Origin of the sequence: Verrucosispora sp. ts21, assembly GCF_002879555.1 — a bacterium.
Classification (GTDB): domain Bacteria; phylum Actinomycetota; class Actinomycetes; order Mycobacteriales; family Micromonosporaceae; genus Micromonospora; species Micromonospora gifhornensis.
The window spans coordinates 1-15,895 of record NZ_PNOZ01000028.1 but is presented as its reverse complement, the minus strand read 5'-3'; the positions used below and the strand labels follow the sequence as shown (position 1 = coordinate 15,895).

20 protein-coding genes and 1 tRNA gene are annotated in these 15,895 nt (G+C 71.9%); 13 read left to right on the top strand and 8 right to left on the bottom strand.

The window, feature by feature from the left end:
- Positions 1 to 127: 127 nt before the first annotated feature.
- The 3 genes from C1A38_RS14405 to C1A38_RS14395 all read left to right on the top strand — a co-directional run bounded on the left by C1A38_RS14405 (position 128) and on the right by C1A38_RS14395 (position 1,506).
- Positions 128 to 201 (top strand) — tRNA-Met (locus C1A38_RS14405).
- Positions 202 to 352: 151 nt separating this feature from the next.
- Positions 353 to 589 carry a hypothetical protein gene (locus C1A38_RS14400; RefSeq protein WP_102658381.1) on the top strand — a complete coding sequence of 79 codons (237 nt, stop codon included), beginning with the start codon at positions 353 to 355 and terminating at the stop codon, positions 587 to 589.
- 83 nt (positions 590 to 672) lie between these two features.
- Positions 673 to 1,506 carry a phosphoribosylaminoimidazolesuccinocarboxamide synthase gene (locus C1A38_RS14395; protein WP_102658338.1) on the top strand — a complete coding sequence of 278 codons (834 nt, stop codon included), beginning with the start codon at positions 673 to 675 and terminating at the stop codon, positions 1,504 to 1,506.
- Here the strand turns inward: C1A38_RS14395 and C1A38_RS14390 are convergent, their stop codons facing one another.
- The gene (locus C1A38_RS14390; RefSeq protein WP_102658337.1) at positions 1,507 to 1,977 is read right to left on the bottom strand and encodes an ATP-binding protein; all 471 of its coding nucleotides are present in this window, start codon (positions 1,975 to 1,977) and stop codon (positions 1,507 to 1,509) included. It abuts the gene before it with no gap.
- Between the two features lie 105 nt (positions 1,978 to 2,082).
- Here C1A38_RS14390 and macS point away from each other — a divergent pair, with 105 nt between their 5' ends.
- Both macS and C1A38_RS14380 read left to right on the top strand, forming a co-directional pair.
- Positions 2,083 to 3,213 carry a MacS family sensor histidine kinase gene (gene macS / locus C1A38_RS14385; protein ID WP_102658336.1) on the top strand — a complete coding sequence of 377 codons (1,131 nt, stop codon included), beginning with the start codon at positions 2,083 to 2,085 and terminating at the stop codon, positions 3,211 to 3,213.
- 14 nt (positions 3,214 to 3,227) lie between these two features.
- On the top strand, positions 3,228 to 3,866 hold the full coding sequence (locus tag C1A38_RS14380) for a response regulator (RefSeq protein ID WP_102658380.1): 639 nt from the start codon (positions 3,228 to 3,230) through the stop codon (positions 3,864 to 3,866).
- 10 nt (positions 3,867 to 3,876) lie between these two features.
- Here C1A38_RS14380 and C1A38_RS14375 read toward each other — a convergent pair whose 3' ends face one another.
- Positions 3,877 to 4,446: a DUF5709 domain-containing protein gene (locus C1A38_RS14375; protein WP_102658379.1), complete on the bottom strand. Its 570-nt coding sequence runs from the start codon at positions 4,444 to 4,446 to the stop codon at positions 3,877 to 3,879.
- A gap of 71 nt (positions 4,447 to 4,517) precedes the next feature.
- Complete coding sequence (locus C1A38_RS14370) at positions 4,518 to 5,516, bottom strand: SDR family oxidoreductase (protein WP_233196828.1); 999 nt, start codon at positions 5,514 to 5,516, stop codon at positions 4,518 to 4,520.
- Positions 5,517 to 5,655: 139 nt separating this feature from the next.
- Here C1A38_RS14370 and C1A38_RS14365 point away from each other — a divergent pair, with 139 nt between their 5' ends.
- Positions 5,656 to 6,858 carry a glycosyltransferase gene (locus tag C1A38_RS14365; protein ID WP_102658334.1) on the top strand — a complete coding sequence of 401 codons (1,203 nt, stop codon included), beginning with the start codon at positions 5,656 to 5,658 and terminating at the stop codon, positions 6,856 to 6,858.
- On the opposite strand, the gene C1A38_RS14360 is transcribed toward C1A38_RS14365, so the two are convergent.
- The 4 genes from C1A38_RS14360 to aroA all read right to left on the bottom strand — a co-directional run bounded on the left by C1A38_RS14360 (position 6,813) and on the right by aroA (position 11,158).
- The gene (locus tag C1A38_RS14360; protein ID WP_102658333.1) at positions 6,813 to 7,826 is read right to left on the bottom strand and encodes a DMT family transporter; all 1,014 of its coding nucleotides are present in this window, start codon (positions 7,824 to 7,826) and stop codon (positions 6,813 to 6,815) included. The two genes, C1A38_RS14365 and C1A38_RS14360, sit on opposite strands and share 46 nt — an antisense overlap.
- A 59-nt stretch (positions 7,827 to 7,885) precedes the next feature.
- Entirely contained in the window at positions 7,886 to 8,689 is an 804-nt protein-coding gene (gene hisN / locus C1A38_RS14355) for a histidinol-phosphatase (RefSeq protein ID WP_102658332.1), read from the bottom strand.
- A gap of 49 nt (positions 8,690 to 8,738) precedes the next feature.
- Entirely contained in the window at positions 8,739 to 9,722 is a 984-nt protein-coding gene (rsgA, locus tag C1A38_RS14350) for a ribosome small subunit-dependent GTPase A (protein ID WP_102658331.1), read from the bottom strand.
- Positions 9,723 to 9,856: 134 nt separating this feature from the next.
- Positions 9,857 to 11,158, bottom strand: a complete 1,302-nt coding sequence (aroA, locus tag C1A38_RS14345; RefSeq protein WP_102658330.1) for a 3-phosphoshikimate 1-carboxyvinyltransferase — start codon at positions 11,156 to 11,158, stop codon at positions 9,857 to 9,859.
- 104 nt (positions 11,159 to 11,262) lie between these two features.
- On the opposite strand from aroA, the gene C1A38_RS14340 reads away from it, so the two are divergent.
- The 5 genes from C1A38_RS14340 to rsrA all read left to right on the top strand — a co-directional run bounded on the left by C1A38_RS14340 (position 11,263) and on the right by rsrA (position 14,628).
- Positions 11,263 to 11,973, top strand: a complete 711-nt coding sequence (locus C1A38_RS14340; protein WP_102658329.1) for an SOS response-associated peptidase — start codon at positions 11,263 to 11,265, stop codon at positions 11,971 to 11,973.
- A 199-nt stretch (positions 11,974 to 12,172) separates the two neighbouring features.
- Entirely contained in the window at positions 12,173 to 12,565 is a 393-nt protein-coding gene (locus C1A38_RS14335; protein ID WP_102658328.1) for a WhiB family transcriptional regulator, read from the top strand.
- Between the two features lie 92 nt (positions 12,566 to 12,657).
- Complete coding sequence (locus C1A38_RS14330) at positions 12,658 to 13,272, top strand: alpha/beta hydrolase family protein (protein WP_102658378.1); 615 nt, start codon at positions 12,658 to 12,660, stop codon at positions 13,270 to 13,272.
- Between the two features lie 251 nt (positions 13,273 to 13,523).
- A complete protein-coding gene (locus tag C1A38_RS14325; RefSeq protein WP_275409877.1) occupies positions 13,524 to 14,339 on the top strand; it encodes a sigma-70 family RNA polymerase sigma factor in 816 nt (271 codons plus the stop codon).
- A 1-nt stretch (position 14,340) separates the two neighbouring features.
- On the top strand, positions 14,341 to 14,628 hold the full coding sequence (rsrA, locus tag C1A38_RS14320; RefSeq protein ID WP_013735734.1) for a mycothiol system anti-sigma-R factor: 288 nt from the start codon (positions 14,341 to 14,343) through the stop codon (positions 14,626 to 14,628).
- Positions 14,629 to 14,738: 110 nt separating this feature from the next.
- On the opposite strand, the gene C1A38_RS32600 is transcribed toward rsrA, so the two are convergent.
- Positions 14,739 to 14,813 carry a 50S ribosomal protein bL37 gene (locus C1A38_RS32600; protein ID WP_370461611.1) on the bottom strand — a complete coding sequence of 25 codons (75 nt, stop codon included), beginning with the start codon at positions 14,811 to 14,813 and terminating at the stop codon, positions 14,739 to 14,741.
- A gap of 197 nt (positions 14,814 to 15,010) precedes the next feature.
- On the opposite strand from C1A38_RS32600, the gene C1A38_RS14315 reads away from it, so the two are divergent.
- Together C1A38_RS14315 and C1A38_RS14310 are read left to right on the top strand one after the other, a co-directional pair.
- Positions 15,011 to 15,226 (top strand): biotin/lipoyl-binding carrier protein, encoded by a 216-nt coding sequence (locus C1A38_RS14315; RefSeq protein WP_102658327.1) that lies wholly within the window; start codon positions 15,011 to 15,013, stop codon positions 15,224 to 15,226.
- Complete coding sequence (locus tag C1A38_RS14310) at positions 15,223 to 15,729, top strand: GNAT family N-acetyltransferase (RefSeq protein WP_102658326.1); 507 nt, start codon at positions 15,223 to 15,225, stop codon at positions 15,727 to 15,729. The genes C1A38_RS14315 and C1A38_RS14310 overlap by 4 nt, the downstream gene beginning before the upstream one ends.
- Positions 15,730 to 15,895 lie beyond the last annotated feature (166 nt).

Genomic DNA, 15,895 nt, shown 5'->3' with positions numbered 1-15,895 from the left:
GGCATGCGGGTCATGACTCGCGGCGGTGCGCGAATGGCCCCGGTGGGCGGTGTTCGCACCGACTGCGTGCCGACGCTGGGGGTGGGTGATCGGTGCAGCAGTGGGTGCGGTAGGCTGAATCTACCGACGCGGGGTGGAGCAGCTCGGTAGCTCGCTGGGCTCATAACCCAGAGGTCGCAGGTTCAAATCCTGTCCCCGCTACTGCCAGACGATGGCCCCGGACTTCGGTCCGGGGCCATCGTCGTCTCGTCGACTCGCGCCGTCGACAAAGCCACCGCCGTCGAAAGGACACCGCCGTCGACACGGGTGCCGTTTGTCGACCATGGTTGCGCTCGTCGGCGAGGATGAGCCCATGTCTTCGTTCAGCAAGTGGTGGGGGCGGCTCAGCACGCTCCTGAGCGTGGTCGTGCTGTCGGTGTTCGTTCCGGTCGCCGCCTGGGCCTCGACCGGGACCGGGGAGCTGGTCGTCGAGGCCGCCCGACGGCGGCGTGGTGGTGGCTTCTTCGGCTTCCTGAGCCTGCTCTGCTGCCTGGCGGTGGTGGCGGTGGTCGTGCTGCTGGTGATCCGGATGACGCGCCGTCGGCGCTGACCTGGGCCCGGCTCCTGCACAGCCCTCCACCGAGGGCCCCTTGCTTTTCGGCAGCCTGCGCGGCACGTGGTCTACTTGTCGCCGTGGAACTTCTGCATTCGGGCAAGGTGAGGGACGTCTACGCCGACGGCGACGATCTGATTCTGGTCGCCTCGGACCGCATCTCCGTCTACGACGTGGTGCTGCCGACCCCGATCCCGGACAAGGGAAAGCTGCTCACCGCGCTGTCGCTGTGGTGGTTCGAGCAACTGGCCGACCTGGTGCCCCACCACGTCATCTCGGCGACCGACGTGCCGGCGGAGTTCGCCGGTCGGGCGATCCGCTGCCGTCGGCTGGAGATGGTGCCCGTCGAGTGTGTCGCCCGAGGCTTCCTGACCGGTGGTGGCCTGAAGGAGTACGAGCGCACCGGCGCGGTTTCCGGTGTCGAGTTGCCGCGTGGGCTGGTCGAGGCATCGATCCTGCCGGAGCCGATCTTCACCCCGTCGACCAAGGCGCCGATGGGCGAGCACGACCAGCCGATGACCTTCGCCGAGGTGGTCGACAAGGTCGGTGCCCAGACCGCCGAACGGCTGCGTCAGGTGACGATCGACGTCTACTGCCGCGGCACCGAGTTGGCCGCGCAGCGGGGCATCCTGGTCGCCGACACCAAGATCGAGCTTGGGTGGGCGGCGGACGGCACGCTGGTCCTCGCCGACGAGGTGCTCACCCCGGACTCGTCGCGGTTCTGGCCGGCCGAGTCGTACCAGCCCGGTCGGGCGCAGTTCTCCTACGACAAGCAGTACGTGCGGGACTGGGCGGCCAGCAGCGGCTGGAACAAGCAGGCTCCGGCACCCGAGGTCCCGGCCGAGGTGGTCGAGGCCACCCGCGCCCGCTACGTGGACGTCTACGAGAAGCTGACCGGCAACCGCTGGGACTGATCAGTCCAGCCGGTGCCGGCCGGTGTGCTGCTCGGTCACCACTGTCGCGGTGAGGATGCGTACCGTGGTGCCGGCCGGGCCGGTCGCGACATCCATCGCGTCGGTCAGCTCGCGGGCCAGCCAGAGGCCCCAGCCGCCGGCCGTGTCGGGCGTCGGCCGGTTGCGGTTGTCGAGTCGCTGGGCGCTGATGCCCCGGCCGTGGTCGGAGACCTCGCAGAGCAGCTGACCGGGCTCCGCCCAGAGGCGCAGCCAGCCCTGGCCCCCGCCGTGCCGCACGGCGTTGGTGATCAGCTCGTTGACGGCGAGCACGAAGTCGTCGAGACGATCGTCGCGCAGCCCGGCAGCGTACGCGCAGGAGGCGACCGAGTGTCGAAGCTCGGTCACCTGAGCCTGGTCGAAGGCATCGGCGATCAGGAGGGCGTGTTCGATGGGCACCACCGTACGCGGTGTGGGGGGTTCTGCGTTCGTCATGGCCCGGTCCCGACAGAAGATCGCGGAGGTTTACGCGGCATTTACCACCGTACGTCAGGGTTCATTGGGCCGCATGGGGCGAGGTGCCGGCTGATCGTTTGTGGCATGGTGACGCACGTGCCCGCGCCCGGTGGTTTCGAGGTCCCGCTCTGGCGTGCCGTCGCGGTTTTCCGGGTGGCTTCCCTGGCGTACGTCTGCGTGGTCGTGGCCCGCGACGCGGACCGGTACGCCCACCCGCTCGCCGCCGGTGCGCTGGTCCTGGTGATGGCGGCCTGGACCGTCGTCACCGCGTTCGGCTACGCGGCGCCGGCCCGGCGCGGCTGGCCGCTGCTCCTGGCCGACCTGGGTCTCGTGGTGGCGATCCTGCTGGTCACCCCGTGGGTGATGGGCCGGGAAGCCCTCGACGCCGGTCTGCCGACGCTGGCGATCGCCTGGCTCAGCGGGCCGGTGCTGGCCTGGGCCGTCTCCGGTGGCCGACGCCGTGGCGTGACCGCCGCGTTGGTGATCGGCGGGACCGACCTGGTGACCCGGGGCATGGTCACCCCGACCGCGATCAACGGCACGATCCTGATGTTGCTGGCCGGTGTGGTGGTCGGGCACGTGGCACGGTTGGCGGTCCGCGCGGAACAGCGGTTGCAGCAGGCAGTCGAGTTGGAGGCGGCCACCCGGGAACGGGAACGGCTGGCCCGGGACATCCACGACTCGGTGCTGCAGGTGCTGGCCCTGGTGTCCCGCCGGGGCGAGCACCTCGACGGGGAGGCCGGTGAGCTGGCCCGGTTGGCCGGCGAGCAGGAGGCGGCCCTGCGCGCACTGATCTCCGACGCCGGGCCGCGCGCCACCGACGGGCCGGTGGACCTGCGTGAACTGCTCGGCCGGTACGCCTCGGCCAGCGTCTCGCTGTCCACCCCCGCCACCGCGGTGCCGCTGCCCCCGCGGGTGGCCCACGAACTGGCCGCCGCCACCGGTGCGGCACTGGACAACGTGGCCCGACACGGCGGCGGACGGGCCTGGGTGCTTGTCGAGGACGAGGACTCGACGGTGACCGTGTCGATCCGGGACGAGGGACCGGGCTTCGCCCCGGACCGGCTCACCGAGGCCGTCGCCCAGGGACGGCTCGGCGTGGCCCAGGCCATCCGGGGCCGGCTGACCGACCTCGGTGGGACGGCCACGATCAGCTCCGTCCCGGGCAGCGGCACCGAGGTCGAACTCACCGTGTCGAGGAGGAGGAACCCGTGAGCGGCGTACGAGTCATGGTGGTGGACGACCACCCGATGTGGCGCGAAGGGGTGGCCCGCGACCTGGCCGAGGCCGGCCATCAGGTGGTGGCCAGCTGCGGTGAGGGCCGCCAGGCGGTCCGGGTGGTGGCCGCCGCCCGCCCCGACGTGGTGGTGCTCGACCTGCAACTGCCCGACGTCTCAGGCGTGGAGGTGATCCGTGGGCTGCGCGCCGCCTGGCCACAGGTCCGCGTGCTGATGCTCTCCGCCAGCGGGGAACAGCAGGGCGTGCTGGACGCGGTAAAGGCGGGCGCCACCGGCTATCTGCTCAAGTCCGCCGCGCTCGCGGAATTCCTCGACGCGGTACGGCGTACGGCGGCGGGCGAACCGGTGTTCACGCCCGGCCTGGCCGGGCTGGTGCTCGGCGAGTACCGCCGGCTGGCCGCCGCCGGTGGGCCGGAGCCGGGCCAGGACACCGCACCCCGGCTCACCGACCGGGAGACCGAGGTGCTGCGGCTGGTGGCAAAGGGGATGTCCTACAAGCAGATCGCCGAGCGGCTCGGCCTGTCCCACCGTACGGTGCAGAACCACGTGCAGAACACGCTCGGCAAGCTGCAACTGCACAACCGGGTCGAACTGACCCGCTACGCGATCGAACGCGGCCTGGACGAGTAGCGCGTCGGCGTCACACCGAGTGCGGCGGGCGGGTCTCGTGCACGGCCAACTCCTCGGCGCTGGCCCCACCACCGGCGCTGCCCGCGTCGTAGGCGATGGCGTCGGCCTCCTGGTCGGTGTGCGTGCCCTCGTCCGGTTGGACCAGCCGACCCACCGTGGCGTCCCCCGCGCCCAACTGCCCGTGGTCGTAGAGGGAGACCTGGGACTTCGGGTCGGAGGTCGGGCCCGGGTCCATCACGTCGGCATCGAGCTGCGCCTGCGCCGCCTGCTCCCGGCTGTCCGCCTCGGCCGCGATGTCCGGGTCCACCGGGGCGGCCAGCGGGTCGTCGACCGGCAACTCGAACTGCTCCCGGCTCAGCTTGTAGTCCAGCGACTCACCGTCGAGCTGCTCGTCGGCGGTGGTGCCGAACTCGTCCACCGCCACCGGCACGCGGTCGCCGGGCAACTGGGCGGGGGCCGGGCCGTCCGCCTCCCGTCCGGTCAGTACGTCGTCCCCGGCCGTCGAGTCGTCGTCGGCGGTGTCGGGCAGACCGTCGGCCTCGGGGTCGGACAGCGGGGTCGGGTACTCGTCTTCGCGCATACCTGCACCACTACCCGCTGCCCCGGTGCCGTAACCGGCATCGTCGGTGCCGATCGGGGACGCCGAGGCCGTCACCGGACGTCACGGCGTTGGCGGGCCATCGCCGCGACGGTGCCGACCGCGGTGCCGGCGGCGGCCAGACCGAGGGCGGCGGTCACCCGGACCACCTGACGGCGGCGACCGTGCCAGCCGCCCTCCGGGACGCCCTGCGCGTCCGGCTGGAAGACGTTGCCGCTGCTGTCGGCGGGCGTGCCGGGGCCGAACTGGGTGCGCTGGGCGTACCAGGCGAGGACCCGTTCGGTGAGCGCCGGGGCCAGCCGCCACTGCAGGCCGAGCAACCGGGCGGCACCACCGGCGTACGCCTCCCGACGGGGGCGCTGCAACAGCCGGACGATCGTCTCCGCCACCATCGTCGGCGGGTAGACCGGCGGTGGCGGTGCGAACACCTGGCCGGTGTGGTTGGCGGCGTGCCGGAAGAAGGGCGTGTCGATGGCGGCCGGCAGCACCGTGCAGATCGAGATGTCGCCCCGACCGGTGAGCCGCAACTCCTGTCGTACCGTGTCGGACAGCCCGCGGATGCCGTGCTTTGCAGCGTTGTAGGCGGACTGGTACGGCATCGCCACCTCGGCCAGCACCGAGGCGTTGTTGACCACCACACCGCCACCGGCGGCATCCAGATGCGGCAGCGCCGCCCGCATGCCGTACGCGGTGCCGAGCAGATCCACCTCCAGCACCCGGCGGAATTCCGCCACCGGGATCTCGTCGAAGAGCCCGACCACGCCGACCGCGGCATTGTTGATCCAGGCGTCGATGTGGCCGAACTGGGCGACCGCGCTCGCGGCGAGCCGCTCGACCGCCGCCGGGTCGGTGACGTCGGTGGGTACGACCAGGCTCCGAGCGCCCAACTCCTCGCAGCGCCGGGCCACCGCCAGCAGCGCCGACTCGGTCCGGGCGGCCAGCACGAGAGCGCATCCCCGTCGGGCCAGGGCGTACGCGGTCGCCGTGCCGATGCCGCTGGAGGCGCCGGTGATCACCACCGTGCTGTCGCTGATCGGTCGAACGAGAGGCATTGGGTACCGATACCCCACCGTGTCGCCGGTCATGCCGCCGCCGAGCAGCGGCGATCTGCCAGGTTTCGGCTCGTCGGGCCCCGGTTAATGGGACGCTCTGACCGGAGGACCACCGCTCAATTACGCATGGAGGTGACCCATGCGCGTCGGCCTTGTCTGCGCCCACGCCGCTGCGCCGACCTCCGGCGACGGGACCGTCGTCGGCACCTACCAGCACATCGCACGGGTCGCTGCCGAACTGGCCGGACGAGGTCACGACGTGCGGGTGTACACCCGACGGGACAATCCGGACGTCACCGATACCGACCTGGTCGACGGCTACCGGATCGAGCGGGCACCGATCGGACCGGTAGCCCCGACCCCCACCGCCGACCTGGTGCCGTACGTGTCGGAGTTCGGCCAGTGGCTCGCCGACCGGTGGGCGACCGACTGGACGCCCGAGGTGGTGCACGGTCACTACTGGATCGGCGGGCTGGCCGCCGCGCACGCCGTACGGGAGACCGACATCCCCGTCGTGCAGACGTTCCACTCGCTCGGCATGGAGCAACTGCGGCACCTCGGCCCGCGCTACGACGGACCCGGTACCCGCATCCCGCTGGAGCGGGCGCTGACCCGGGCGGTGGACATCGCGGTGGCCCAGTGCAACGACGAGGTGGAGGAACTGACCCGGATGGGTCTGCAACGCATGTCGGTGGCGATGGTGCCGACCGGTGTGGACACCGGGCAGTTCCATCCCGACGGCGAGGCCGCCCCGCGTGACCAGCGCCCCCGGATCCTCTCGGTGGGTGGGCTGTCGCCCGGCCACGGTCAGGACGACCTGATTCGCGCGATGCGCCTGGTCGGCGAGGCGGAGCTGGTGATCGCCGGTGGCCCGCCGGCCGGTCAGCTGGCCGGTCACGCCGAGGCCCGCCGGCTGCGCGAGCTGGCCGAACGGGTGGGCGTGGCCGACCAGGTGCACCTGGTGGGTGCGGTGCCGCACGACCAGATGGCCACCTGGTACCGCTCGGCCGACGTGGTGGCCTGCACCCCGCACTACTCCTCGGCCGGCCGGGTGTCCCTGGAGGCGATGGCCTGCGGTGTCCCGGTGGTCGGATACGCCATGGGCGGCATCGCCGACGCCGTGGTCGACGAGGTCACCGGCAAGCTGGTGCCGCCGGGCGACGTACGCACGCTCGGGATGACCCTGCGCCGGCTGATCACCGACAACGCGGGTCGGTTCGCGTACGGGCACGCGGCCGTCGACCGGGTCCGGTGCAGCTACACGTGGGAACGGACCGCGAGTGCCCTGGAGCGGCTCTACGAGCGGGTGATCGGACGGCGTAAACCGGTCGAGGCGGCCTGAGTCGAGGCGGCCTGGGTCGAGGCGGCCTGGGTCGAGGCGGCCTGAGCCGGGCCGGTCGACTCCGAGTCGCACAGCCGGTCCTCGGCCAGTCGAGGGGCCACCAGAGGCAGCTGCCGGCCGCCCACGCCGCCGTCCAGCACGGCCCGGGTGGTCTCCTGCGCGACCGCGTGATGGTGTTGCGGCTCGGCGTACCGGGTGAGCCCGATGACCGCCGCGAGGGTGATCAGAAAACCGGTGCCGGCGAGCCATTCCCGGCCGGGCCAGATCTTGTCGTTGAGCAGCAGCAGGCCGACGATCGCCGCGGGCACCGCCCCGGCGGCGTCCATCGCGGCCACCGCCGCCGTGGTGGAACCCCGCTGCATCGCCAGCCCCAGCAGCAGCTGGCCGACGATCGAGTGGCCGATGAGCAGGTACAGCAGCGGGTCGGTGAGGAACGCGTCCCAGGTCGGCGCGGAGGCCAGCGGTCGGGCGGCCACCGCGGCGGCGGAGAACCCCAACCCGGCGAGGGAACCGAGCGCCACCGAGCCCGGCGCGCCCTGCAACCGGACCGCGAAGATGCCCAGCACCGCGATCGCCCCCAGGGCCACCAGCAGGGCGATCACCCCGGCCGTGCCGAGTGGCTTCGACGGTGCCGGCTGCGCCGAGAGCACCAGCGCGGTGATCCCGGCGAAGAGCAGCAGCAACAGGACGACCTCGGCCATCGGCAGTCGCCACTTCAACACGATCACGCCCAGCAGGGCGGTGACGCCCAACCCGGCGGCCACGCTCGCCTGCACCAGGAACAGCGGCAGGTCCCGGCGGGCCAGGAAGGCCAGCACGAACCCGCCCACCTGGCAGACCAGACCGACCAGATAGGCGCGATGCCCGGCCAGGCGCAGCAGCAGCCCGGGATCGAAGGTGTGCTGCATCGTGGTGCGAGCGGCGGCGACCGACTGCAACAGGTTGGCGATGCCGTACGCGACGATCATCGCCGCCAGAAAACACCAACTCGCGGTAGCCACCTGGCGAGGATAGAGGCTACCGGGCGTCAGCGCGCGGCCGGCCGACCGAGCCTTTCGAGGATGTCCGGGTGCAGCATCGCGTTGCTGGCCACGGCGCTGGTCTCGGCTCCGGCGGGGGCTGGACGACCGTCCAGATCGGTGAATATGCCCCCGGCTTCGGTCACGATGGGTACCAGGGCGGCCACGTCCCACAGCGACAACTCGGGCTCGATCATGATGTCGAGGGCACCCTCGGCCAGCAGCATGTAGCCGTAGAAGTCGCCGTAGGCGCGGCTGCGCCAGGTGTCCCGCATCAACTGGAGCACCGGCTCCAGCCGGCCGTGCTCCTCCCAGCCGCTCAGCGACGAGTAGCACAGGCTCGCGTCGGACAGCTGGCGCACCCCGGAGACCCGGATCGCCTCGCCCCGGTCGGGGGTCGGGCCCGCGTACGCCCCGCTGCCCTGCGCCGCCCACCAGCGGCGGCCCAGCGCCGGCGCGGACACCACGCCGACGACCGGGCGGCCGTCCTGCAGCAACGCGATCAGGGTGGCCCAGATCGGTACGCCCCGGACGAAGTTCTTGGTGCCGTCGATCGGGTCCACCACCCACTGGCGGGTGCCGGCGGTGGGCGTCGCGCCGTACTCCTCGCCGAGCAGGCCGTCGTCGGGCCGCTGCTGCGCCAGCAGCGCGCGGATCTCGCGTTCCACTGCGGTGTCCGCGTCGGAGACCGGGGTCAGGTCCGGCTTGGACTCCACCCGCAGGTCGAGGGCGCGGAACCGGGCCGTGGAGATGGCGTCGGCGGCATCGGCGAGGCGGTGGGCGAGGGCGAGGTCGTCGGCGTACCCGGTCATGGGTTGCACCGTAGCGACGCCGGCGGCGCGCCGGCGGAGTGGGTCGCGCTCACTCCGCCCGCCCGCGCGGATCGTGCTCCGGCTCGTCCCGGGGGTTCGTCGCACCGCGCGGGTCGGTCTCACCGGCCCGGGAGGCCAGCAACCGGTGGTACGAGGCCAGCCGGCGCGGGTCGGCCCGACCGTCGGCGACCCAGGCGGCCAGCGCGCACTCGGTCTCGTCGGCGCTGTGTGAGCAGTTCGCCGGACAGTCGACGGTGGCCTCGACCAGATCCGAGAAGCCGTGCAACAGGCTCTCGGCCGACACGTGCGCCAACCCGAAGCTGCGCACCCCGGGGGTGTCCACGATCCAACCCGGGTCGTCCGGCAGGCCGGCCACCGCGGGCAGCCGCAGCGCCACCGCACTCGTCGAGGTGTGTCGGCCCCGGCCGATCGCGCTGACCGTGCCGACCGCCCGTTCGGCCTCCGGAACCAGGCGGTTCACAAGCGTCGACTTGCCGACCCCGGAGTGCCCGACGAGCACCGACACCCGACCGGCGAGCAGGCTGCGCAGCGCGTCCAGCGACGAGTCCGGCCGGATCAGCACGTACGGCAGTTCCAGTTCGGTGTAGTAGTCGAGCACCGTCTCCGGGCCGGCCAGGTCGGCCTTGGTCAGGCAGAGCAGCGGCTCGATGTCCGCGTCGTACGCGGCCACCAGGCACCGGTCGATGAAGCCGGTACGCGGTGGCGGGTCGGCCAGCGCGCTGACGATCACGAGTTGGTCGGCGTTTGCCACCACCACCCGTTCCAGCCGCCCCTCGGCGGTGCTGGCGTCGTCCTCGGCGGTACGACGCAGCACCGAGCGGCGCGGCTCGATCCGGACGATGCGGGCCAGCGCACCCGGGGCGCCCGAGGTGTCGCCGACCAGCCCGACCCGGTCGCCCACCACCACCGACTTTCGGCCGAGTTCGCGGGCGCGCATCGCGGTGACGGTGGGGGCGTCCGGCGCGGCTGCGGCCAGCACACAGGTGTACCGCCCCCGGTCCACCGCGATCACGAAGCCGTTCTGCGCGTCGGCGTGCCGGGGCCGGGTGCGGGTACGCGGACGGGAGGATTTGCCGGGCCGGACCCGTACGTCGTCCTCGTCGTACTCGCGCCGCTTGGTCGCCAGGACCGCTCCCGTCTCTGCGTTCAGCTCTTACCGGTCACCATCGCCGACCACAGCGCCGGAAAATCGGGCATGGTCTTGGAGGTGCACGCCACGTCGTCCAACTCGATGCCGGGCACGGCCAGGCCGGCCACGGCGGCGGCGTGCGCCATCCGATGGTCATCGTAGGTGTGGAAGACCCCACCGCGCAGCGGCCGGGGGCGGATCTGGAGCCCGTCGGCCGACTCGGTGACGTCCCCGCCCAGCGCGGTGAACTCACGGGACAGCGCGGCCAGCCGGTCGGTCTCGTGACCCCGGATGTGGCCGACGCCGGTGAACACCGAGGGAGAGTCGGCGAGCATGGCCAGCCCGGTGAACGCGGGGGTCAGCTCGCTGACGTCCGACAGGTCGGCGTGCACACCACGCACCCTGCCGGTGCCCCGCACGGTCAGCCCCTCTGGGGTCAGCGCGACCTCCGCACCCATCTGCTGCAACAGCGAACGCAGCCGCTCCACCGGTTGGGCGCTGCTGCGTGGCCAACCCTGAAGGGTCACCTCACCACCGGTGACCAGGGCTGCGGCAAAGAACGGCACCGCACCGGACAGATCCGGCTCGATCTCCCAGCCTCGGCCGCTCAGCGGGCCCGGCTCGACCACCCAGACGTCGGGCGTGCTGTCGTCGACCGCCGCACCGGCGGCCCGCAGCATCTGCACGGTCATCCGCAGGTGGGGCGCGGAGGGCACGGGCGGGCCGACGTGTCGGATCACCAGCCCGCGGTCGAACCGCGGCGCGGCCAGCAGCAGACCGGAGACCAGTTGGCTGGAGGCGGAGGCGTCGATCACGACCTCACCGCCGGTGACCCGGCCGGTGCCCTGCACCGCCAACGGCAGACTGCCGGTGGCGGGGGTGTCGACGCGTACGCCCAGCGAGCGCAGCGCCTCGATCAACGGCCCGAGCGGGCGGGTCCGGGCGGCCGGGTCGCCGTCGAAGGTGACCCGGCCCTCGGCCAGCCCGGCCACCGGCGGCACGAAACGCATGATCGTGCCGGCCAGCCCGACGTCGACGTGTGCCGGGCCGACCAGCCGGTGCGGCCGGACCAGCCACCGCTCGTCGTCGGCGATCGACACGTGGGCACCGAGCGCCCGCAGCCCTCCGGCCATCAGCTCGGTGTCCCGGGCGCGCAGCGGCTTGGCCAGGGTCGAAGGGCCGGCGGCCAGCGCGCTGAGCACCAGGGCGCGGTTGGTCATCGATTTGGATCCGGGCAGCCGCAGCGAGGCCGTGACCGGATTGCTGGCGGTCGGGGCGGTCCACGGCTGTAGCGGCCGGGTCGCGGTCAGGTTCCCCACGACTACATTCTGCCGCGTCGCGGTCGGGCGGTCCGTCCGCCGCCGGTACCACTCCCGGTGGACGGGACATCGCAATCGGTCGCCGGCGCGCTAGCGTGTGCGGCATGTGCGGGAGGTACGCCACGACCCGGAGCTCCGGCGAGCTGAGCGGACTGTTCGAGGCCACCGACGAGACCGAGGGTGAGCTGGTCGCCGACTACAACGTCGCGCCGACCGATCCGGTGCCCCTGGTCCGGCTCGACGCGCAGGGGCACCGAGCACTCTCGCGCGGTCGCTGGGGCCTGCTGCCGCCCTGGTCCCGGTCACCCGCCAACGCCGCCCGCATGATCAACGCTCGGGCCGAGACGGTGGCCACCAGCCGGGCGTACGCTCCCGCCTTCGCCCGCCGCCGGTGCCTGGTCCCGGCCGACGGCTGGTACGAGTGGGTCCGGCGGCCGGACGGCTCGAAACAGCCGTACTACATGACCTCGACGGACGATCCGGTGCTCGCCTTCGCCGGCATCTGGTCGGTCTGGGAAGCTCCCAGCGGACCGCTGCTGACCTTCAGCGTGGTGACCACGGCTGCGCTCGGCGAGTTGGCCGAGGTGCACGACCGGATGCCGCTGTTGCTGCCGCGCCAGCGGTGGGCGACCTGGCTGGGCCCCTCGGACGACCCGGCGAGCCTGCTCGCGCCGCCGCCGCTGGAGTGGCTCGCCGGCGTCGAGATCCGGCCGGTGGGGCCGGGCGTGGGCAACGTGCGCAACGACGGCCCTGAGTTGATCGCCCGGGTGCCGTCGATGCCTGCGGCCGAGCAGGTGGATGTCACCCTGTTCTGACCGGTCCGCCCCCACATTGTCGGGAGTGATTTGCCGCGGTTGCGGACGAAAGGTCAGCAAATCGTTCTGCCAACTTCGCGGCGAAGTCTTGTCTCGATGTGCACAAGTGCGATAGAACACAGCGCCGGTGGTGGGTGTCGCTCCCTTCAAATAGAGCGATATTCATCGATCTTGCTGGTCCCACGGGGGAGGTGGGTGGATGACTCGGGCACGTATGCCCCGTCCACATGAGGTAGCCGCTGCGCGGCGTGATCCGCGACTGTTGCGGGCACTGAGCGAGCGTCGACAGGATGAAGCCTGGCGCACCAGAGGTGCCTGCCAGAGCGTCGATCCGGAGACATTTTTTCCGGCGCCGAACGAGCCGGCCGACGCCGCCGTGTCGTTGTGTCGCAGCTGCGACGTGCAGGGCTCGTGCCTGGCCTGGGCACTGGAGGTCGGCGACTGCCACGGCGTGTGGGGCGGCACCACCCCCCGCGAGCGGCGGGCGATGCTGGTGGCCTGGCGTGACGAGGTCCAACCGGACCCCGATGTGGCAAGCGAGGCGGGCCCTCCCGTCCGCGACCAACTGCTCGCGCTGGTGACGTCCCGCTGAGGACCGGGCTGCCGCCTCGACCGTGACCGCGGCGCGCCCCTTCCTGCCGAGGCCTGCCCCGCATTGGGGAGGTGGGGCCGCAGAATGAGGCGGTGCCGCAGGACGAGATCATCCAGACCCCGCGTGGCCCGGCCCGGGTGGACATCGACACTCCACCCGGACCGGGCCGGTCGCTGCTCGTGCTGGGCCACGGCGCGGGTGGGGGTGTGGATGCCCCCGACCTGTGCGCGCTGCGCGATGCCGCGGTGGCCGCCGGGGTGATCGTCGCTCGGGTGACCCAGCCGTACCGGGTCGCCGGTCGGCGTGCGCCGGCACCGGCCGGGCACCTCGACGAGGCGTGGGGCGTGGTGCTCGCCGTGCTGCGGGACCGCTGGCCGGGCGTACCGGTGCTGGTGGGTGGCCGGTCCAGCGGGGCCCGGGTGGCCTGCCGCACCGCGACCACGGTCGGGGCCGTCGGGGTGGTCGCGCTTGCCTTTCCGTTGCATCCGCCCGGGCGACCGGAGCGCAGTCGGGCCGGTGAGCTGGCGAGCGGACTGCCGACCCTGGTCGTCAACGGCGACCGGGATCCCTTCGGCGTGCCGGAACCTGCTCCGGGGGTGCACGTGGTGATCCGGCCGGGGGAGCGCCACGACCTGCGGGTCGACCCGACCGGCACGGCTGTGGTGGTGCTCGACTGGTTGCGCCGACACGGCTGGGCGCAGGACTGACCGCAGGGCTGTCGGGATCGGGCTCGCGGCGGGTTGAGGCAGCGCGCCGTTTCCGGCTGCCGTTCGGGTCGTTGCACCCGATGGTGTCACCCGGGTTCGGATGGCACCGGGCTCCCAGGCCCTTTCCCGGTCCCGGCCGTGGTGCACCCACCCCCGGCCGGGACCAGGAATGGGAGGACGCGAGATGGAATGCCCGGACCTGCGACGGATGTTGCACCCCACGGACGAACACTGTGCGAGGGGGGTGACCGGTGCCGATCCAGTTCCGGATCCGGGAGCGCGACGAACGGGAGGCCACGCAGCTCAGGCAGCTGTTGGCCGGACCGGAGTGGCCTGCGGCTGAGCCGCCGGCCAGGGTGGTGACGGGCACACCCGTCGGAACCCAATCTCCCGGCAGGTCTGGACGCGTATCCTCGGCGAGGAAGCATCCGACCCGAGGGGATGTGCGGTTGACCACCGAGAAGACGGACGAGCGCAGGGCCCGGTTCGAACGGGACGCGATGCCATTCGTCGACCAGTTGTACGCGGCGGGGCTGCGGATGACCCGTAACCCGGCGGATGCCGAGGACCTGGTCCAGGAGACCTACCTGAAGGCCTACGCGGCCTTTCACCAGTTCGAGCAGGGTACGAACCTGAAGGCCTGGCTCTACCGGATCCTGACCAACACCTACATCAACACCTACCGCAAGCGGCAGCGACAGCCGGTGCAGGCGCCGACCGACGAGATCACCGACTGGCAGCTCGCCGAGGCGGAGTCGCACACCTCCAGCGGTCTGCGTTCGGCGGAGACCGAGGCGCTGGATCGGCTCCCCGACAGCGACGTCAAGGAGGCCCTCCAGCAGTTGCCGGAGGAGTTCCGGCTCGCGGTCTACCTCACCGATGTCGAGGGGTTCTCCTACAAGGAGGTCGCCGACATCATGGGTACGCCGATCGGTACCGTCATGTCACGGTTGCACCGCGGTCGTCGTAATCTGCGCAAGCTGCTTGAGGGCTATGCCGCGGAGCGCGGCTTCTCCGCCGCGCCGTCGGCCCGGAGTTCGGCCGCTGCCAGTGGCCGGGAGGTGTGACGTGAGCTGTGGAGATCCGCATGAGACGGATTGCCGTGAGGTTCTCGCCGAGGTCTACCTCTACCTCGACCTGGAGTGCGCGCAGGAGCGCCGGACGCTGATCCGGCACCATCTCGACGAGTGCGGCCCCTGCCTGCGGGAGTACGGCATCGAGCAGGAGGTCAAGGCGCTGGTGGCCCGCTGTTGCGGCAACGAGTCCGCGCCTGACGAACTGCGCGAACGGCTGCGGGTACGGATCAGCGAACTCGTCATCTTCGAGAGCACCGAATCGCGCGAACTGGCCGACTGACCCACTTTTCGTACGCAAACGCCGGTGGCCCGAGCTGGGCCACCGGCGTTTCGGCTATGACCCGAGCCGGGTCATCGGCGTTTCCTGTCCGGTCCGCGATGCGGGCCAGCTCAGGAGTTGGGGCGCTTGCCGTGGTTGGCGGCGCTCTTCTTACGGGCCTTCTTCTTGCGGGCCTTCTTCGCCATGCTGACCTCCTCGTGATGGTCGGATCGCCTGCGCACGACCTCGGCGCCGGTGCACGCACCGGTCCTTCCGGCGCCAGGGTCCGACCTGTTGATGTTAGAGCCCGCTCCTGGCGAACGCGGGCGGGGCTGCTCCGGCCCACAGGCGGCCGTCGCATGATTTGATACGTCGCAGGCAGTCGCGAGGGAAGGGGCCGAAGATGGCCGAGGAGATCCGCGCCGAGATGGTGGCCAACGTCTGGAAGGTCGTCGCGGCGGCCGGGGACACCGTGTCCGAAGGCGAGACCCTGGTGATCCTGGAGTCGATGAAGATGGAGATTCCGGTGGTCGCCGAGTCCGACGGCGTGGTGCAGCAGCTCGCGGTGAACGAGGGCGACGTGGTGCAGGACGGCGACCTGATCGCGGTGATTGGTTGACCGGCCCGCTGGTCCGTCCGGCCGTGCCGGCGGACTATCCGGCCGTGGCCCGGCTCACCGTCGCCGCGTACGAGGCGGACGGGCAGCTCAAGGGCGAGAACGGGTACGCCGACGTGCTGGCCGACGTGGCCGGTCGGGCGGCGCACGGTGAGGTGCTGGTCGCCGCCGACCCGGCCACCGGGCAACTGCTCGGCTCGGTCACCTTCGTCCTGCCCGGCAGCCCGTACGCCGAACTGTGCGGTCCCGGGGAGGCCGAGTTCCGGATGCTGGCGGTGGATCCGGCGGCACAGGGCCGAGGTACGGGCGCAGCACTGGTCGAGGCGTGCGTCGCCCGTGCCACCGAGCTGGGCTGCACCGCCCTGGTCATCTGCGTACGCGACGGCCTGGCCGAATCCGCCCACCACCTCTACCGCCGCCACGGCTTCACCCGTACCCCCCACCTGGACTGGACCCCCCTACCCGACGTCCACCTCCTGGCCCTCCGCCGCCCCCTCACCCCTTGACCCCCTGACTCCCCGAGAGCCCCAGGACTGCCTGAGACTCCCAGGACTTCCCAGACTTGCCGGGGGATTCGACACCCCGGCGCCTCGCCGCCGATCTTGCACTTTTGGTCGCTGAAATGTCGCGTGTGTCGGCTTTATCCCGACCAAAAGTGCAAGATCGCGGGGT